General features: G+C 38.4%; 22 protein-coding genes. 3 read left to right on the forward strand and 19 right to left on the reverse strand.

Annotated features, from left to right (window positions below; translation table 11 throughout):
* The first annotated feature begins 105 nt into the window (after positions 1-105).
* Complete coding sequence (locus PHW01_04990) at positions 106-1,503, forward strand: FGGY family carbohydrate kinase (GenBank protein MDD5627334.1); 1,398 nt, start codon at positions 106-108, stop codon at positions 1,501-1,503.
* A gap of 152 nt (positions 1,504-1,655) precedes the next feature.
* Here PHW01_04990 and PHW01_04995 read toward each other — a convergent pair whose 3' ends face one another.
* From PHW01_04995 to PHW01_05005, 3 genes are all read right to left on the reverse strand, one after another.
* A complete protein-coding gene (locus PHW01_04995; protein MDD5627335.1) occupies positions 1,656-2,018 on the reverse strand; it encodes an MTH938/NDUFAF3 family protein in 363 nt (120 codons plus the stop codon).
* A gap of 78 nt (positions 2,019-2,096) precedes the next feature.
* Positions 2,097-2,885 carry an alpha/beta hydrolase gene (locus PHW01_05000; protein MDD5627336.1) on the reverse strand — a complete coding sequence of 263 codons (789 nt, stop codon included), beginning with the start codon at positions 2,883-2,885 and terminating at the stop codon, positions 2,097-2,099.
* 30 nt (positions 2,886-2,915) lie between these two features.
* Positions 2,916-3,527 (reverse strand): HD domain-containing protein, encoded by a 612-nt coding sequence (locus tag PHW01_05005; GenBank protein ID MDD5627337.1) that lies wholly within the window; start codon positions 3,525-3,527, stop codon positions 2,916-2,918.
* A 142-nt stretch (positions 3,528-3,669) separates the two neighbouring features.
* On the opposite strand from PHW01_05005, the gene PHW01_05010 reads away from it, so the two are divergent.
* Positions 3,670-3,828 carry a hypothetical protein gene (locus PHW01_05010; protein ID MDD5627338.1) on the forward strand — a complete coding sequence of 53 codons (159 nt, stop codon included), beginning with the start codon at positions 3,670-3,672 and terminating at the stop codon, positions 3,826-3,828.
* Here the strand turns inward: PHW01_05010 and PHW01_05015 are convergent.
* The 6 genes from PHW01_05015 to PHW01_05040 all read right to left on the reverse strand — a co-directional run bounded on the left by PHW01_05015 (position 3,825) and on the right by PHW01_05040 (position 9,452).
* Entirely contained in the window at positions 3,825-4,883 is a 1,059-nt protein-coding gene (locus PHW01_05015; protein ID MDD5627339.1) for a hypothetical protein, read from the reverse strand. The two genes, PHW01_05010 and PHW01_05015, sit on opposite strands and share 4 nt — an antisense overlap.
* A gap of 125 nt (positions 4,884-5,008) precedes the next feature.
* Positions 5,009-6,067 (reverse strand): hypothetical protein, encoded by a 1,059-nt coding sequence (locus PHW01_05020; protein MDD5627340.1) that lies wholly within the window; start codon positions 6,065-6,067, stop codon positions 5,009-5,011.
* Between the two features lie 22 nt (positions 6,068-6,089).
* Positions 6,090-6,293, reverse strand: coding sequence for a hypothetical protein (locus PHW01_05025; GenBank protein ID MDD5627341.1), 204 nt, complete (start codon positions 6,291-6,293; stop codon positions 6,090-6,092).
* Positions 6,294-6,347: 54 nt separating this feature from the next.
* On the reverse strand, positions 6,348-6,962 hold the full coding sequence (locus PHW01_05030) for a DUF2284 domain-containing protein (GenBank protein ID MDD5627342.1): 615 nt from the start codon (positions 6,960-6,962) through the stop codon (positions 6,348-6,350).
* 430 nt (positions 6,963-7,392) lie between these two features.
* On the reverse strand, positions 7,393-8,364 hold the full coding sequence (locus PHW01_05035; protein ID MDD5627343.1) for a hypothetical protein: 972 nt from the start codon (positions 8,362-8,364) through the stop codon (positions 7,393-7,395).
* 176 nt (positions 8,365-8,540) lie between these two features.
* Complete coding sequence (locus PHW01_05040) at positions 8,541-9,452, reverse strand: phosphodiester glycosidase family protein (GenBank protein MDD5627344.1); 912 nt, start codon at positions 9,450-9,452, stop codon at positions 8,541-8,543.
* Positions 9,453-9,651: 199 nt separating this feature from the next.
* Here PHW01_05040 and PHW01_05045 point away from each other — a divergent pair, with 199 nt between their 5' ends.
* Positions 9,652-10,083: a hypothetical protein gene (locus PHW01_05045; GenBank protein ID MDD5627345.1), complete on the forward strand. Its 432-nt coding sequence runs from the start codon at positions 9,652-9,654 to the stop codon at positions 10,081-10,083.
* Between the two features lie 245 nt (positions 10,084-10,328).
* Here the strand turns inward: PHW01_05045 and PHW01_05050 are convergent, their stop codons facing one another.
* From PHW01_05050 to PHW01_05095, 10 genes are all read right to left on the reverse strand, one after another.
* On the reverse strand, positions 10,329-10,724 hold the full coding sequence (locus PHW01_05050; protein MDD5627346.1) for a metallopeptidase family protein: 396 nt from the start codon (positions 10,722-10,724) through the stop codon (positions 10,329-10,331).
* A 72-nt stretch (positions 10,725-10,796) separates the two neighbouring features.
* A complete protein-coding gene (locus PHW01_05055; protein MDD5627347.1) occupies positions 10,797-11,411 on the reverse strand; it encodes a hypothetical protein in 615 nt (204 codons plus the stop codon).
* Positions 11,412-11,495: 84 nt separating this feature from the next.
* The gene (locus tag PHW01_05060) at positions 11,496-12,059 is read right to left on the reverse strand and encodes an NUDIX hydrolase (protein ID MDD5627348.1); all 564 of its coding nucleotides are present in this window, start codon (positions 12,057-12,059) and stop codon (positions 11,496-11,498) included.
* A 7-nt stretch (positions 12,060-12,066) separates the two neighbouring features.
* Entirely contained in the window at positions 12,067-12,648 is a 582-nt protein-coding gene (locus PHW01_05065; protein ID MDD5627349.1) for an HD domain-containing protein, read from the reverse strand.
* 76 nt (positions 12,649-12,724) lie between these two features.
* Complete coding sequence (locus PHW01_05070) at positions 12,725-13,033, reverse strand: cupin domain-containing protein (GenBank protein ID MDD5627350.1); 309 nt, start codon at positions 13,031-13,033, stop codon at positions 12,725-12,727.
* Between the two features lie 30 nt (positions 13,034-13,063).
* Entirely contained in the window at positions 13,064-13,381 is a 318-nt protein-coding gene (locus PHW01_05075) for a hypothetical protein (protein ID MDD5627351.1), read from the reverse strand.
* Positions 13,382-13,453: 72 nt separating this feature from the next.
* Positions 13,454-14,713 (reverse strand): hypothetical protein, encoded by a 1,260-nt coding sequence (locus tag PHW01_05080; protein MDD5627352.1) that lies wholly within the window; start codon positions 14,711-14,713, stop codon positions 13,454-13,456.
* A gap of 134 nt (positions 14,714-14,847) precedes the next feature.
* Entirely contained in the window at positions 14,848-15,288 is a 441-nt protein-coding gene (locus tag PHW01_05085; GenBank protein MDD5627353.1) for a hypothetical protein, read from the reverse strand.
* Between the two features lie 4 nt (positions 15,289-15,292).
* The gene (locus tag PHW01_05090) at positions 15,293-16,102 is read right to left on the reverse strand and encodes a site-specific DNA-methyltransferase (GenBank protein MDD5627354.1); all 810 of its coding nucleotides are present in this window, start codon (positions 16,100-16,102) and stop codon (positions 15,293-15,295) included.
* The gene (locus PHW01_05095) at positions 16,072-17,904 is read right to left on the reverse strand and encodes an AlwI family type II restriction endonuclease (GenBank protein ID MDD5627355.1); all 1,833 of its coding nucleotides are present in this window, start codon (positions 17,902-17,904) and stop codon (positions 16,072-16,074) included. The genes PHW01_05090 and PHW01_05095 overlap by 31 nt, the downstream gene beginning before the upstream one ends.
* Between the last annotated feature and the right edge of the window lies 1 nt (position 17,905).

A 17,905-nucleotide genomic window follows, 5' to 3' on the forward strand; every position in this document is an offset into this window, starting at 1 on the left:
AAGTCGCTAAGGTTTTTATACTGATTAGATTGGCGCGGTTGATATTTTGTGTTGATTAGTTGGTTCTTTATGTCGGGTATTTGAACAATAGGGAGGTAAAAGTTAATGAATAAAGAAATTAAGTGGATTGGTTGGGATTTGAGCACAACAGCTTTGACTGCCGTTGGCAGGACGGAGAAGGGAGGAGAGGTTTTTGCTTCCGTGCCCACGGAAGGAAAGACAGATCTGCTGGGTCAACCGGCGCATAATTTAAATCTAGTTCCTTGGATGATGGACACAGTTTTAGAAAAGATTGAGGCGCAAGGATTCACCTTCACTAAGAAAGGGGCTACTTGTTTTTCCGTGCGCCAGCATGATCTTGTTTTGTTGGGTTGTAATAATGAACCCATTGTTGATGCGTTAAGTTGGGAATTTGAACTTGATCCAAAGGCGGGGGTAGAAGAGTTACAGAGTTTTAGAGAAAGAGGCTACGAAAAAATAGTGGGTCCGACGAACAAGCGTTTTATCGCTGTTAAACTAAAATGGCTTATTAATAGTATACCTGATATAGCGCCGTTGATTCGGCAAGTAATGACCACGGGCGACGCCATTGGTTATTGGCTGACGGGAAATGCGCGTATCGGCACTTCCGATGGGATGAGCAACGCTATATTGGACAAGAATAAGAAACTGGCTCTGAAAGTTTTGCGAGGGCTTGGGTTTGAGACCTCTTGGTTTCCGGCACCGATTCAAAGCGGTATGTCCGTAGGAATTATTCAAGATCCTGGCAAAGGCGATGACTGGGATCCGATTAAAGAGCGCCTTGCCGGCTGGGATTACCGCGCGGGCTTAGGTGATAATGACGCCGGAGCAAGAGGTGCGGGTTTAGATGACTTTGTGACCATTATAATGTCCTTTGGCAGCAGCGGGACAGTAACAAGAATTGCTCGGACTCTTGCCGCTCTAGCTGGAAATGCTCTCACCTTTGAGTATTTTCACCATCGCCTTTTGCTTAATATGCTGGAGCATTGCGCGAATTGGTATAATAAATTCATACGCGACAACTCGGAAGCAAGCAAGTTGAGTTATGCAGAATTAAATAATCTGGCGCAAAATGTTTCTTATGTTCATATAAGAGTCATCAAGCCAAATGAATATCCCGATGATTGGAATGATCGGACGCTTAACGAACAGATAGCTACTATCCAGAAATCGATCGCTTTTAGGATGGTAGAAATGGTAGGGGGTATGCTCAAGGAAGTTAATGATCCCCAAGCGCCCAAGATTGAACGAGTGATACTGACTGGCGGCTTGAAACAGTCGCCACTGATACAAATAACAATAAGGCACTTCCTTGAATTTTTTGGGTCATTTAAGATCTTTGTTAGCGCTTTGGAAGAGCCGTTCGCGAGCCAAAGCGCGGCGCGCGGCGCGCTCATTACAGCAATGATGCCCAGCTGGGATTTTGACGCTTACGCACGTCTTGCGAAAGAAATATGTCCTTTAAAGCCATTAGAGATTTAAATTTATTTAGCTTTCTGCGAAATTTACAGAAAGCTTTTTTATTTCACCTTGAATTACGAAATGCATTGTCTATTAGCGAGGGATCTGACTAAAAAAGCCCTCCTCACTAATAGATGAAAAGGGATTTTTATAATTCAAGTAAGTTAGAATATTTAACAGGTCGTATGAATTAAAGCATTTACCTTCCTGCCTTCTTTTGTTTTTTGTTCGTAAATTTGGATAATTTCAGATGTGGTGGCGGAAATTACCTCAATTTGATGTTGCCTAAAGTAATCCACTAATTCTTTTTTCACTTTCATTACCCCGCTTTGCCCTGTGCCAATTAAAATTATTTCAGGATTGCCCTTGAGAAGCCTTTTTCTTTCCCAATCGCCAATTTCGTGGGTTGTGCCAAATAATGTTTCAAGCTGGTCCACTTGTCGCTCTTCTACTTCATTCCCAATAATCAAAACCTGATAGTATTTTTTGCCATCAATTACTATTTCGCCAAATTTTGTGGAATTAATGTAAGGCATAGGTTTCCTATTCTGGCTCCATAAGCCTCTCATTTCGCTCGGGGACTATGGAGCCAACAAATGACGAGGTGAATATAACTATTTATCTTTTAGTTCTTCCTTGAGGATTTTATAAAATTTTTCTTTTGCATTTTTTTCTAGCCAAGGGTGATGTCCGCATTTTTTTAGCAGGATAAATTTAAAATTTTTTAAAGTTCGTGATAATGGTTCTTTTACTCCTTGATACGGATGCGGATCATAATCGCCGTGAATTGCCACCACTTGACACTTAATTTGCCTTCCTAATTCTAAAAGCTTTCCATTTTTTCTGAATTTTGCCGCTTCTTCCCAGACATTTTGATAAATATCAAATTGAACTTTAATAATTTCAGACTTGTTATTAATGGGATTATATGAGTCGGTCTTGTTAAATAATTTTCCAAATTGAGCAAAAATAGCATCTTTGTTTTTTATGCCCGGATCATTAAGGGAATTTTCTAAAATTCGCAATTGCGCTTTTGCCTTCTTATTTAATCGCCTTAAGCGAGTTTCTGCAACTTGCTTCGCGTAATTTTCTTCAAATGGCCCGCTGCTCACCAGTATAAGTTTTTCTACCCATTCAGGATATTTAGCAGTAAATATATAGCTAAGCCAAGCGCCCCAAGACCAACCGACTAATTTGATTGGCGAAGTTTTGTTTTGTTCCAATATTTCCCCTAATTCTTTTACCTGACCATCAATGGAGTTTTTCGTTTGAAACGGCTCCAACACGCCATGGTTTTTAGAAAGCTCTCTTGCTACAGGCGCCATTTCTCCGGGGGCGCCGGGACCGCCGTGAATGATTGCTATATTGAAAGGCGCGTTCCCGTATTTTTTGAGTTGTTTCATGGTTTTATTTTTTACCTTTTTTAAAGAATTTCATTCTCTTCTTTTCGATGTCCAGAGATTTTGCCACCAACTGCTCGGGCGCTCCCTTTTCGCTTCCTTGGCAATTTGTTTGGCAAGTTTTGTATTCATTAGTTTTTCTTGTTGGCTGACCATATTTTTGCCTTGGTGACTTTCTTTTAGCCAAGATTGGGCTTCTTTATTTCCCTGCCAAGCGTATTCTCTTAAAAGAAAAATCTGGTCTAACAGATCCGCGTCTTTAGCAATTTTAGCTTCTAAGGTTTTTCTTTCCTGATATTCGTTGGAGATTTTGATTAACTCTTTACTGTGCGGCAGGTCTTTTAGTTGTTCCTCCCTAATTTCATTCTCAAAGATTTTGACATATCTTTTGCTGACCCAATGGTGATCCATTGAACGCGACTCTTCCAAATCGTGAAGGAGACACATTTTGATTATCTTGTCCGTATCGGCTTTTAATTCGCGAGCGAGAAAATAACTTAAAAGCGTGACACGAAAGGAGTGGGAGGCGATATTGTCGGTTAAATCATAAGTCAGGAGCATTTGCTGATGCGCCCTTAAGACCTTTCTTAAACTGCCAATTTCAAAGAAAAAGGCGGTTAGTTTTTTAATTTGGGCTGGTTTCATATTTCTAACATAAGATATATTGTTTGTTGGCTCCATAGTGGCGTTAGCCCTATGGAGCCAGGATGCAAGCCGTGAAAGTATGATCAGACTTTAATAACGTTTTGCATTGCGGCTCCACAGCCCTCATTTTGAGTTCGGGACTATGGAGCCAACAGCTCCCACCCCCTCCATCTCCCCCTCGGGCAGGGGGAGAGCCGCTCCCACCCCCTCTTGTCTCCCCCTTCCTCCTTCGTTTTACTTCCGGCGTAGCGGGTCCGCTACGCCAGAGCGTCAGCGAGGCGAGCAGGGGGAGTGTAATTAAGTTTCCCGCACTTTTTGCCATTCTGCTTCAATTTCATCGGATGTTAACATGCCGCTTAAAATTTTAGAAAAAATTTCCTTTTTTGTTTCAGGGGGCCAAAGCTTATCAGGACCGCCGGGATTTTTGGCACTTTTCCAGATATTATATCCGTTCATAAATTTATTAATAGGGATACTGACTAAAACAATATCTTCAATCATATTTTCCTTGCCCTGATCCTGCAGGCGTTTCTTAGCCTTCGCGACTTGTTTTTCTTTATCATAAATTTTAAGGGGATCTTTGATGGTGGTAAATTGAATGCCAATATCTTTTTTTTCTTTTTCCGCCCGAATACCAACACCGCGATAATGCTGGCGGCGGTGAATAATGAAATCTATTTTTTCGTTTACGTCCTGCGCCACGTCCGCCGGAATTATTTTAAATGAGACATCATAATCCAGAGAGATTTTTTTAAGAAAATTTTCAACCATTTTTTCCGCGATTAATCCAGGATGTCCTTCCCTATTCTGATTGTCTTTGAAAATTCTTTTGTAGGTGTCTTGCTTGAATGAGTCCAGTTTGGGGTTTACTCCTTCCGCAATAATAATTTGGTAATCATATAGAGCGCGGAGTTCATTTTCCGCCTGTTCAATTAGATATCTTTTGCGAATATTGCGCGGAACCGTTTTGGGATCCAGGGCGTAGATAATATCCCAAGAATCATCGGTGAGAATTTCGCCTAAAGTTATTTCCATTTCTTTTCCCTCATTGCGCTGCCAAAAAAGTTTTTCATCCTTTTGAACCACAAAACGACCCCTTCTTTTTTTTATTTCGGGATTTTTTTCTTCGGGTGCCTCATCCAGAGCGGCAAGTTCACGATGCAATCTTTTCATAATTCTTTGTTTTTCCACTTGAAGATGATAGATTGTTTTTGAAATATCTTTAATTTCATCAATTTCTTTTTCGGGAGGGCGTTGGAAAAATGGTTCATCAAGCAATAAAGCGGGCATTTCTTTGAGTTTTTCCTTGGCGGATTCGTTATATAGGCTTATATCTTCTTCAAAATTTTCGCGCATATGATTAAGGATAATAAGTGATAGCTTCTTCTTTATTTTAACTAAAAAGGCATCTTAAAGCAAACAAACAAAAAAAGCGGTAATGGTGCTGTGCCGTTTTTACCGCTTGGAATTAAGAAATAAATTTAGGTTAACGCGCCAATATGCTCTCCTCTAAACTCTTTCCGCATCTTCTCGCTTCGCGTCTTTAGCTCTTTTATGTTTTCTTTGGTGACGGCGGTGATTACTCCGCCGAAGATATTTTGCGGGGTGTTATAATGACAGTTTAAAGTGATGTCCCTTCCGTGTTCCGCAAAATTCCTGGCTACTTGCAGAATAGCAGTGGCGGATTTTCCAATGAACATCAGGTCAGAAAGATCGCACACCCGCCCTTTGCCATTAAACGCCATTGTAAGACCTACTTTCTTTAACCACCGCATCACTCCTTCGTCAGTGATGCTGTCCCCGACATACATTACTTTTGCCTTCAGAAATTTCTTTTGTTGCCTAATCTCTTTTGCTGCTTCTATTTTTTGGGCTTGACCTATCGGACGCACGGTTCGCAATAGATTGCCTAGCGGCATATTATAGATTGTTTCCCAGACGAACTTCGTAATCGTATCGTAGCACTTTTGGTGATCGGGCGCGATTTCGCCGGTCTTATGATCATATTCAATTATTGGCGCCAGCGTGGCAGTATGTTCCATAAAGCGCAGGAGTAATGCGTGTTGTTCTTTTGTAATCAGGGTTTGTTCGTAATTTTCTACCCGAGTGCAATACGTATGATCAAATGGGAAGTCTACATAATCGCAGTATGCCTGGATAAACCAGTCATAACTTGTAGAAATCATCCAAACTTCATAGTGCCTCTGAAGAGCCGCGAGAACTTCTTTGATGTCTGGCACGACCCTTAAATTTTCCCGCGCAATCTGACACAGTTCTTTCTCTGTTGCCGCCATCGCTACAAAGAATGGCAGCATTACTTTCAGAGTGTGTCCGGGAGAGTATGATGGATCACAAGGGATTTTATGAAAAACGCCCCAGATGTCATCAATATTGCTGATTCGCTTGTAGAATTCTCTGCCGATTTCTTCGCCTAGACCGCAGAGTTTTGCCAGCTTTATTGTAGTTTCAAACGCAATGTCGCCTAAAGTTTGAGGACCTTCCACATCCAAGATAACTAAGATTTCACTATCATTTTTCATATTCTGTCTCCTTTTTTTGTGTTCAAACCTCTTTGAGTTCATCCTTAATTTTTTGAGCCAAGGATGGACGATAATGACTTAAAAGTTTAAAAAGGGCTTCCTCCATCTCTTTTGTTACCCCTTTGGCTAAGTTGTAGAACTCAATTTTCGCAGCATCATTTGTCCACTGAACGTCCTGAAGTTTCTTTCTGAATGCTTCAATAACAGAACTATCAATATTACACATTAAAATCACCTCTTCGCAATAGTTGTTTTAAAAATACCTTAAGGCAAAATTCGTTTAAAACATTAAAAGAGCGAAACTTTTAAAATGTTGATCTCTGCTTTTAATAACTTCAATTTCAAGATCAGCGGCGCGGACTGTCGCGTAGACATCAATCCCGCAACTTTCCATTGAAGGTCTAAGCTTTTCCGGGTGGCGGCATAATCTGGTATCAGCTATTGTGGCGTGTTCTATTTCCGCGGCTACGCATTTCTCACAAAGCCTGCAGGGTCCTCCCGCGTAAGAAAATGCCTTGTAATTACCAGCCAAAAAAGCCCTTTTTTCTAATTCAAGCATCACTTGCCGCGCTTGCTCTTGCCCTTCTCTGCTTGATAGGTTTGCAAATTCAAACAATACAACGTTCTGATAGCAAGGGAGGATTAAATTCGTTTCCGCGTGCGTAGGGGTAAAGGGGGGACAGTTAAAGTGTTTGCCGAATTCAGGACATCCAAATTGGCATTTTTGGCTCACCCAAGGCGCGACAACAATCTTTTTTATGGTTATGACTCGGATTGAGCCTTCATTTTCCGCGGCAATCGTTTTTAGAGTCTTGACTGCGGTTGCTCCGTTTTCTTCGGCGTATTTCGCCAGCTCGTTTATCATATCTTTCGGGTTGCAATCTGTTGCTTTCATGCGGCGGTCTCCTTTCTTTTGAAATTTTAGTTTTCAGCCATTACAGTGATTACGGATAATAAATAACATAGTGAGCTTTATATGCCCTTGCCTTCCAGCCGGGACCATTGAATCAATGAATTAATGTCTAGTAAAAAGAACGTTATAGATAATTCTGCATTATTTGTTTGGAAAAGTCAACAATCTTTTAATGAAGATTAACACTTTCTGCCAGAAAAACAAACTAAATTGCTCGCCATACTCTTTCAATTAGTTATCATTGCGGGACAGGATTAATTTATCATATTTTACCCTAATTCACTATTTATCATATATATTATATTTTTTACAAAAAGTGGAATTGACACCGTTTTTGCGACGCGCTATGCCAAACAAAAAAGCGCGTACCGATAAAATAGAAGGTAAGCGCCTGTAAAGTATCACATTTTTCTTATAGTTCTTGAGCAGTCCGACCGCAGACTATGCCTAGCGCTAATGCCATATAGCTTTCGAGAATCATGATTTCGGAGTAATTAGAGATCCCAAATGTTACCGGAAGCTCTAATGTTTCAACAGCGGCGTGGTAAAAAAAGTAAATTAATGCCGCCGCTCCGAAATACCACGCGCACGATTCTTTCGCAAAGATTTCACGAAATTCTGTTAGGCGGGAAAGGACTATGCCGAAGAACACCATAATCAAAAAAATGGGAATAATAATTGGGTGATGGACCCAGTATGGATGGCTAATTTGACCGTGCAGCTGCGGCTCAATGACATAGGTGAGAATAATCGCCGTGAGCAATGCTAAATACCGCGGCTGATAGCTTGACGCAATCTCCGCTATAAACATAAAGACCACCGCGAAAATAATAGAGGCGACCGCTGTCTCTATAAACGCGATCCGACTTATTACCCAGGTTGCATCAAACCAATGCCAGTTGCCATCGTTGGGCACCCCAGAAAAAAAGAGCGAACCAAAGATAACCGTGCCGACCAATAATCCCACAAAAAAGAAAACGATTGGATTCCACGCCCGGCATAAGGCAAGAAGACCCCAAAAAATAAGAAATAATATACCGAGTACGACCGCGGTGAACAGCGATGAAATAATTACTTCAGGGTCTCGCAGATTAAAAAGTTCGAGAGCAATATACCCACAGATTCCAATCAAACTCCATTTAAGAATAGTACGCACTCGCCTTTTTGAAATTTGGACAAGCCGTCCTACCACAAAGCCGGGAATGGCGCAAAACGCGAAAAGAAAAGGATCCAAGAAAAGATTCACGAACGCAAATCCCGCTAAAAGATACAAGTGCCACCGTTTGCCGGATTTTTGTCGGACAACCACGCCAACAATTAAAAAGAGAAAAAAGTAAATCGGGATATTGAGCAGAAGAAACGCAATACCAAGCACAATGTCCATTATATACCATCCTTTCTGTTGAGAACTGATTAATATCTATTGCCGTGTATCTTATGCGGCTTTATACTGTAGCAGGGAGAGCGCTAAAGGGCAAGATTGCTGTCTTGCTTTAGGCGAAATTTTGGGGTCATATAATGCACCCTTTACCCCGTTAGAAATAAATTTTTAGACGGGGTTTATTTTATTTTAAAAATAATCGCCGTGGGCAAAAGCCTGCCTGGTCCCACTTTGTAAGCATTGTTCCAGTATAAAGCGGAGGAACCGCCGCCGTCTAAATTGAGGGCTGTAGTCACGCCGAGCGCTTCCATCACACTCGCCATATCCGGCACGGTCGCTCCCCGCGCGATCACCAAGGAGACGACTTTGCCTTTCACGCCAATCGCTCCGCGGTAACCCTTGGTATTCTTTTGTTTATCATCCATTTTTTGCGTTGCGACAATGTTTTTGCCTTGAAAAATCAAAGTGGGAGAATTGGAAAGCAGCGCCTGCGCCTTAACACCATATTTATTTTCAAATTCAGTTAATCCCTTAAATTCCCGTCCATCCACAAAATAATAATGATTGTAATTTTGATCAAAAACTAAAATTGAACCTTGCAGCCATTTGATCTGTCCGCTATTCATTAAAAATTTCCCGCGCGTATTATAAAAAGGATAGAAATAATAATTTATTTTTCCCTTGCAAGAGGCATAATCCGGCGGGCAAAAATAAGCGCCATGCATGCCAGCAAAACCCTGGTTAACACTGATATAATCTTTTAAAGAACGCGCGGGACAATTATTCCAGCAGTCTCCACCGGCGGCGGTTTCAGTCAACATATCAATCTTGTTTTTCCCTAAATCAATCACCGCTAAATCAATATTAAAAGTGCCGCGCTTGGTCTGGATATTTTTACGGGTATAAGAGGTAATGCCAGAGGGCGGAGAAAATGAAGCCATCCGCAGCGCCTGAAATTCCAGATCGGGAATGTCTTTAGAGTAAGACATAATTAAAACAGCCGTGATCAATGCCAAAAACGCGATAATCCCCAGAAAAAGCAAACTTGTAACATTAAATTTTTTTGGATTTTTTTTGGTTGATTGAGGCATGTTGGAGTAGATTTTTAAATTCTAAAGAAAATTTTTACGGGGACGGGCTTGTTGAGGTTGACGAAAAAGAGAGACTTAAATTTGACAATAATGTATCTTTGTGCTTAGATATAGTTAGTAAACCGTTGTTTAATTCAATGTATTGAAAGTTCTTTACAGGTTGATCTAGCCTATATAACCAAAAAGAGGAGATTTGAAAATGCCACAACAAGGCTCTGAAGAAAAAAAGTCAGATATTTCTTTGCACTTGGATCAGCAAGCGCCACAATTCAAGGCGGCGATAGAGGCAATCAGTGATTCATACCAGAATCGATTGGATGCGTTGAGAGAATATAAAATTTTTTTTGAAGGGATTTATACAGGTTATAGCGTTCAAGATTATACAAGGGATATTGAAAACGGGAACAGGCAATATTATGGAGAACGATTAAGGAAAGCAAGATTAGCGATCACAGGCTATCTCAAGGGTATTGGACTTGGCTCCTCCATTGATCTTAAAGACATCCCTGACGAAGAAGCTGTTATTCAGATAAGAGGGATTTTTGATAACTGGTATGTTAAAGAAGTGGCATCCTTGCAGAAGAGTCTTAAGGAAGATTTAGACAAATTGATCGATCGGATGAAAGCTTAAAAAATTGCACGGGATCAAAAAACCAGAGATCCACAGAGACGCAAAATTTTGCGCCTCTTTTTTAAATTTTTGAAGTTTGGGGGTCAAGTCATAATTCAAGACCTGAACCAAAATTTTTTATTTTGATCTATTCCATACGATGACTATTCTCCCACCCCCTCCCCGCCCGCCTCGCCTGAAGCGAAGCGATGGCGGGCAGGCATCTCCCCCTCGGGCAGGGGGAGTGAGTTCTGTAATTCTGTGATTCATTGCGGAGTTTTTCGCCTTCTCGCTTCGGCTTGGCGCACCTCCAGTTCGCTCATTCCGAAATGATGGGCGATTTCGTGCCAGACGGTATTTTTCACCATTTCTTTAATATCTTTCTCATTGCGAGCCGCCATTTCAATCGGCTTTTGAAAAATAGTTATTTTATCAGGAAGCACCGCGCTGTAGTTTATTCCCCGCCTTGCCTGCGGCACACCTTCATATAAGCCGAATAGTGTCCAGTTGGGATGGATGTTTAGTTTCTTTTTTTGGGCTGATGTCGGTTCCGCTTCAATAACGATCGCCACATTATCTAATTTCCGTAAAAATCTTTCCGGAATTGCCTTTATTCCTTCTTTTACAATTTTTTCAAACCCTGGACGATTTAACTTTCGCATAGATTATTTAGAACAACGCTCCGGTTAAATTTTAAAGAAAATTTTTACAGGGGCGCGCTAAATATAGTTGCTTCACTCACTTGGGATTATTTGAAAGGTGGCTAGGATTTGATCTCTTAAAGAATCTTCAATGCCGGAACTAACGGAAAGGTCAAAAATATATTGGTGCGTGTTGTTAGGCAATGGATTCCCGGCAGTAAAAACATATCGGATCGCATACCCTTCTGTTTCGCGGGGAGTGGCGACCAGCGCTTCATATCCCGCGATTTCTTGATTGCCGGTTACCTCAAAATATTTGCCTGCTTCGCTAAACCATTCCTCGGCGGTTAAGCCGCCTTGGTTATATAGATATTTGATTGTAATTATTTGCGGAAAACAATAACCCTCAACAATATCTTCAGGGCAGCTATTTGGAACTTCAAGGGTAACTTGGTGGGTCACCCCGCTTTGGGTGTCCGAGATTAAAGTAAAATTGCTCGGCACGCGGATGGAAAATAAATTTTGGGGATCTTGATAGGTTTGCCATTCTTCTTCGCCTGCAGGGCTTGGGTTAGGCGCTGGACTTGGCGACGGTAGCGCTGGATTATTACTCTTCTTTTGAATAATACAGCCGCTAAAAATCACCACCCATACTATTGGGATTAACAATAGAGTGATGAGCTGAATGTTTTTTTTGATTTTGGGCATAGTTTTATTTTTTCAGCCCTAGGTCGTTCATACTCTGACGAGTCTTCAGACTCGAAGAGCTGATCCGCCTTGGGCGGAAATTCTTTATCTTAAATTTTTTGGTCTTTTATTTTTCAAAAGGAGACAAATATAGGACTTTTTTTTATTCCTATGCCATCTTATCAATTGCTTCAACATTTCTCTTCCATTTTTGAAAGCAATATTTTTCGGCAACTTGGAAATTTCAAACCATCGCAGTTCTTCAATATCATCACCTGGTTTTAGTTTTCCGCCAGTAACTGTTGCCGTATAGCATATGTTCATGGTCGGGAACGAGCCGTCATAAACGTCCATAAAAAATCCTATCATATCTGTGGGTTCAACTTTAAGACCGGTTTCTTCACGGACTTCTCTCTTCATGCCTTTTTCGGGATGCTCTCCCGGCTCTAAAAATCCTCCAATAACATCCCACATGCCTTTTGAAGGATCTATTTTTCTTTTTCCTAACAAAACTTTATCTCCGTCCAAAATCAAGGCGCTTGAAGTGGGTTTTGAGTTTTGGTGGAAAATGAACTTACATTTCCATTTCAAACATTGCAATCTGGAGCGTCCGCCTATTATTTTTTCGGTTAGCAAATCTCCGCACTTTGGGCAATATTTATACAACATTTCCCTGTTATTTTAATAGATTTTTTGATTTAGAATAAATTTCTTCCAGCTCTTTTATTATATCGTTATTTAACCTTCCTTTCAAAATTTTTAGAACCTCCCCGTAGTAACACATTTTTTTATCTATTGGCGCATTAAAGTTATCAAATAGTTTTTCACCCTGTTCTTTATATGCTTCTGTTATAGACTTTAAATTATGAATTTTGTCTGCCGCGCAAACCATCATTGCTTCAAAGCTATCGTTTTTTAAATTATCAAGATACTCCTTCTTTCTTTGCTCCCACGTCGCTTTTGCTTTTTCTGGGCTATCTTCTGGGTCTTTATTTTCCGAAACCTCTTTTACTATTTGGGCTATTTTATCACCAAAATCTCTTTTTATATCTTCCATCGTACAACCCGGAACATCTTCTAAAACATCGTGTAACAACCCGGCAACAATTATATTTTCATCGTCTGTATAGTTTGTTAAAATAAAAGCAACGGAATAAGGATGAGTAATATAAGGCACATTCGCGTCTTTCCTTTTTTGTCCGAAATGAAGCACGCTTGATTTTACAATAGCTCTTTGAATTTTTGGCGTTAGCTTCATATTTTAAAAATATTCTATTTAAACCAGTTTCAAATTTTTCCGAGGGCGCGCTTGATGGAGTTAACCCTATTTTTTTCTACTTTATCATTACTAAAAGCATTTTAAATCTTTTTAGCGCTTTTAAGGAATGGGGTTTATGGGCAGGAAGTTTAATTATTTGCCCTTCAATAAGCGTGTATGCTGTTTTTTCAATTTTAATTTGCGCTTCACCGTCTATAATATAAGCCAGCACATTAAACGGGGCTGTGTGTTCGCTTAGCCCTTGACCTGCGCCAAAAGCAAAAATTGTTACTGTGCCATTTTTTGTTTTTAAAATTTCTTTGCTCACTACCGAACCTTGTTGATATTCAATATGTTCTTTCAATGTGATTATTTCTTTTTGCATAATTTTTTTACAATTTTCTTATTGGGTAATTTAAAAAAGTTTGGTGTTATAAATCTCGCCAATATTGAGCGACTTAAATAAATCATCATTCAAGATTTTTTCTATTTTGGCCAACAATGTTTTATCATTAGAACTTATTAGTTGGGATACTTCTTTGCTTTGGTTGTCTATAGCATATATTTTCAGACTATCCGTGTTTAATTCGGCCTTTTCTAAAAATATTTTATTCAAACCAGTTTCAAACTTGTCCATATCCGAGAAACCTCCTCCAAAGCTATTAGAAAAATTTATAAGTCCTGCACGTTTTAAATCATATAAAGTTTTTGTTTTAGAAGATTGTAATTCCATATTTTTTAAGCTCTTTGAGCCGATCTATAATTGGTTGTTCGACCAATGAATTTTCGTTAATTTTAATCATATTTATACCAATTCTAGTTCATCTTTATTCGGAGGAATAAATCCCTTTGGCAAATCTTTTAGAATATTTAAATGACTATAAATTCTATACCTTATTACTTGTGGTATTCTATGCCATTTTTCATAAAGTAGGTCATTTTCTTTAATATATTCTAAATAAAAGCTCTCAAAAATTTTCTTAAATTTTTTTTCACCTAAAAAAGAAATAGCAACTAATTCGGCTATTCCAGCCGTAAAAAAACATATTGTATAAAGGTTTCTTTCCAAAAATAAAAGCAATCCACCTTGCTTTAATTTGGCGAGAGTCTCAATTCCCTGATAATTACTCCAAACTCTAAATTTATACAAAATATCTAGAATGGTAAAGATATCTTTATTATTTGCTTTTGAAAAAAAAGTTCTTTTAAGATCATTACGATATTCATTTTCTAATTGATATATATTTTTATTGCCTCTCGGACATTGAGCATATTTAAACCGCCACTCTCTTTTATTAATATCTAAAAAACTTTTTTTGATCAATCCTTTTTTATAACAAATATTAAATGGAAATTTTAATATTATTTTTGAATATTTAGATAGCTGATGTCTATTAAAATATATCGATGACTTTCTATGTTCTTCGGTTTTTAAGCTTGGATTCTCGGTGAAAACAAAGGAAGTAAAATAAGAATAAATAGAATAATAATATTTGATGATTTTCCAAGAAGGAAATAATGAAATTCCAGCATCATCATCTATATAATCCAAACTACTGCCAATATTAAAATCCTGTGAAAAGGGATAACCTCCTGCTATTTCATTATACCAGCCTTGCATTAAATGAAACTTAAATTTAGTCTCTGAAAAATTTTTACCGACTAAAACATTTTTAAATTTTAAATGATTATAATCCAAATCTTTAATAAATAATTGATATAATGTGTCGATTTTATATCTTCTGCTTTTCATCATTTCACGATCAGCAAATCTCATTTTCAACATCCAAGCAAATCTATCTACAATATCATGATATGATAGATATCCTTCCAATTCTGGGTGATATTCATATAAGAAGTGTTTCGGTCCACTTAATATTTCTTTTTGGTATTCTTTATTTGACGAAAGAAGGTTTAATCTCGGGTATTGATATGTAGGGATTAAATATCTTTTATCCTTCCCTAATGTATAATCTAATAAATCTGATTTTATTAGTTGTTTTAAATAGCTTTCTTTAAGATTAAATTTCTCGGAAATAAATTTTAACGTTTTTAGTTCTGTCATTTAAATAAAATGTCTTAGGGATTAACTTTATTTTTTTCACTCATTAACTTTGGTAAAAGTAGATCGCAAAGAAATGATAGAGTTTATCCGCCGCCGCCGAATTTCGCGCCAGCAAAAATGGCGTGTTGCCAGGATTATTTTTTATAAACAACAAAATAAGGCAACTTATCTAACCCAATATAATTAAACATCCAAAGTTCTCGGCCTGATTTTTTTATTGTAGTAAATCTTTTTCTCAAATTTACTTTTGGAATGAATGGATAAAATCTAATTTCTTGGCGTTTACCACCTTGCCCGTTCCATTTGAAATTTACTATTAATGGTGGGGTAATAAATCCTGATTTCAAAACTTTATCAATAATTTCCCATCCCGCTCCAAAGATGATGGACTTTGGTTTGCATAGGTTTGTTTTTATTTGAGCGCGAAACGAACAAGCTGTACATTGCACGTCGTACAGAGGGTAGCTCTCCGGCAATAACATCAATTTTTTCTTACAATTTGGGCAAGATACTAAATTGACAACCTCCTGCTCTCCAAGATTGCCAGCATATTTGTTTCCGTGATTATTTTTCATAATTCTATGTAATAGTTTCCATCCTATGTTTAGCCATTTTAGAATACTTGGCATTTTTTTCTATCCCTATCCACTTTCTGCCTAATTTTTTTGCAACTACAGCTGTGGTGCCGCTACCTAAAAATGGGTCTAAAACCAGATCGCCTTTATTTGAGGACGCAACGATGATCCTTTTTAGCATCTCTTCCGGTTTCTGTGTTGGGTGTAATGCTCTACCATCCTTTCCATGTAATCTTTCTTTTCCTTGTACTAAAGGCAATGACCAAACATCCCTCATTTGTTTGAGTGCCCCATTTTTCTGTGTTTCAGGGTTTATTTTTTTTAATTCGACATAGTTAAAAATCCATTTTTTACCCTTAACCGCCCAAACGACAAATTCTGTTGAGTGAGTAAAAACTCTTTTTGTCATATTGGGCATCGCGTTTGTTTTTTGCCAAACAATGACATTATTAATTTTGAAATCGAACTGTTTCAGTACAATGATCACCTCTGCAAGATTGTGGTAGGTGCAAGAAATATAGATTGAGCCATTATCTTTCAATATTTTGTGGCAAGCACCAATCCATTTTTTCGTAAACTGTATATATTCTGGGGCGGTCATTTTATCCCATTCTTCGTTCACCATATACCAATCACCGCCAGTTTTATTTCCTTCCCATTTAAGACCATTGCCCGAAAGATTGTAGGGCGGATCGGCAAAAATCAACTCAACTGACTTTTTATCAATTTTTTCATTCAATATTTTTATGCAATCGTCAGTGTAAATAGTGTTGAGCTTCATAATTATTGCTTTGCTAAAATAGATTTTTGCCATTCAGTAATTGTTTCCGGTATTTGCTCAATCCACTTCTCGGAATGAGCAACACGATTCGTTAGACTGAGGATTTGTTCATAAAGATTTAATAACTCATCGTGCGTAAATCGTTTTCCTTGTTTTCTGATTTCTAAAAGACTTTCAAGTAGTCTGACAAATTGCGCAATAGAGAGGGGAACAATTTTTTGTGCAGTTCCTTTATAGCCGTATTTTATCGCCATCCAAAATGTCTCAACGGTATCTTGATGTAGTCGTGGAGCAATGAATAGGCAATAAGCTGTCTTGTCGGTATGGGATTCTTCAAAGTCGCGCACATGACGCATAACAGGTTGTCCCTCGTTGTACCACTGTGAACGATTCGTCAGCATTGTAACCTCGCATACGGAATTAAACTGTTCATAAAAGCATTCTATATCCGGCTTATTGGCTGGCGCAGTAAAAGTAGGCTCGTTGTCATCTCCAACCGGATAGTTTGGTTTAATCTCTAGTGCGTCGTTAAGAGCGTTGAGTGCAAGCGTTGAGAGCCTTTCAAGTTCAATACTCTTTTTATTGTCTGACTGATAAATACCCCTAAGTGCGTTAATATATTCTTGAATTTTAGCGACATCTTGCGATTCAAAATGAGTTTCAAGCTCTTGTAGTTTTCTACGGTAACCTCGCAATTGCTCGATATACTCTTTTAGTTGATCCTCAATTAAGCTCTCAATCTTTTTAAAATGAAAGGGCGGTGCTGTTATTATTTTTGATTTCAGATCGATTACATATTCTTGCACATCCCGACTCAATTTTTCTGCAATTTTTCCTAACTCCGATTTTGTTTCCCACGGCAAAACAGGTTGCTCAATATCGGCAAGATATTCTATGTATTTGTCGGCATTTTCGTATGCTAGAGGAGCGGCATTATCCGTAGAGAGTAATTTATCAATCTCGATAGACCTTCTTGGTTCCAAATTAACATAAAACCCGCCGCCCCGAATATGTAGATATCTGGTTAATCTGAAATATCGAATCGCGTTGTCGCCATAATCCTTAAGGTTGTTAAGAAGTTTTTTAATTTCACTGCCTTTGTTTGTTCTTAAAAATGTTTTGGAAAAATTATTTCCAAACTTTTTTTTAAATTGCTTTCTTCTCTTGTCGTCTTTTTGTGAACGCAGCCCAACTCGATATTCAATTAGTTTTTCCGCTTGCTTTTTGATATTTTTGTAATCTATAAGCGTTGGTGCAAATAAAGAGAATTCATCTTTACTTATTCCGATAGGGTTATTTCCTAATTTTACCCATCTCTTGTTCACTTCGTTTATAAGATGTAATGCTCCTATAAATGGTTTGATAGCAAATCCGTCATTTTCTGAAAATGTTGTACTTGCTGGGTTAGGAAGTTGCCATTTCAAAAAGTGTATAAAGAACAATTTACCCAAATCATAATTTTCAGAAAGAAGATATTCGCCTAGTGGGGTAATCTTAACGCCTTCGACTGAATTTTTGGCTATACACAAACCCATTTTATTAAGTGGCGCAACAGAATTTCTGCCACGCATTGCCGGATCTTCGTAACCTTGTACATTAAAAATTTCTTTTGCAACAGAAAATGGCATTTCTGTTTCAATATCATCAAAATATTCTTGTTGTTCTCTGGTTAAATTAGTTGGTTTGTAAAACCTATTTTGAATGAGGAGAATTTGGTATTTAATTTGATTCTCTGAATTAAAGGGTTGTCCCTCTAGTTCTTTCAGAACGCGCAAGAAATCCCGTAATCTATCGGGGTTTCTCACTGTTGTTGATATTGACCAAGGTTTTTTCATA

The sequence above is a fragment of the Patescibacteria group bacterium genome (genome assembly GCA_028717685.1).
In the GTDB taxonomy this organism is placed as follows: domain Bacteria; phylum Patescibacteriota; class JAQUNI01; order JAQUNI01; family JAQUNI01; genus JAQUNI01.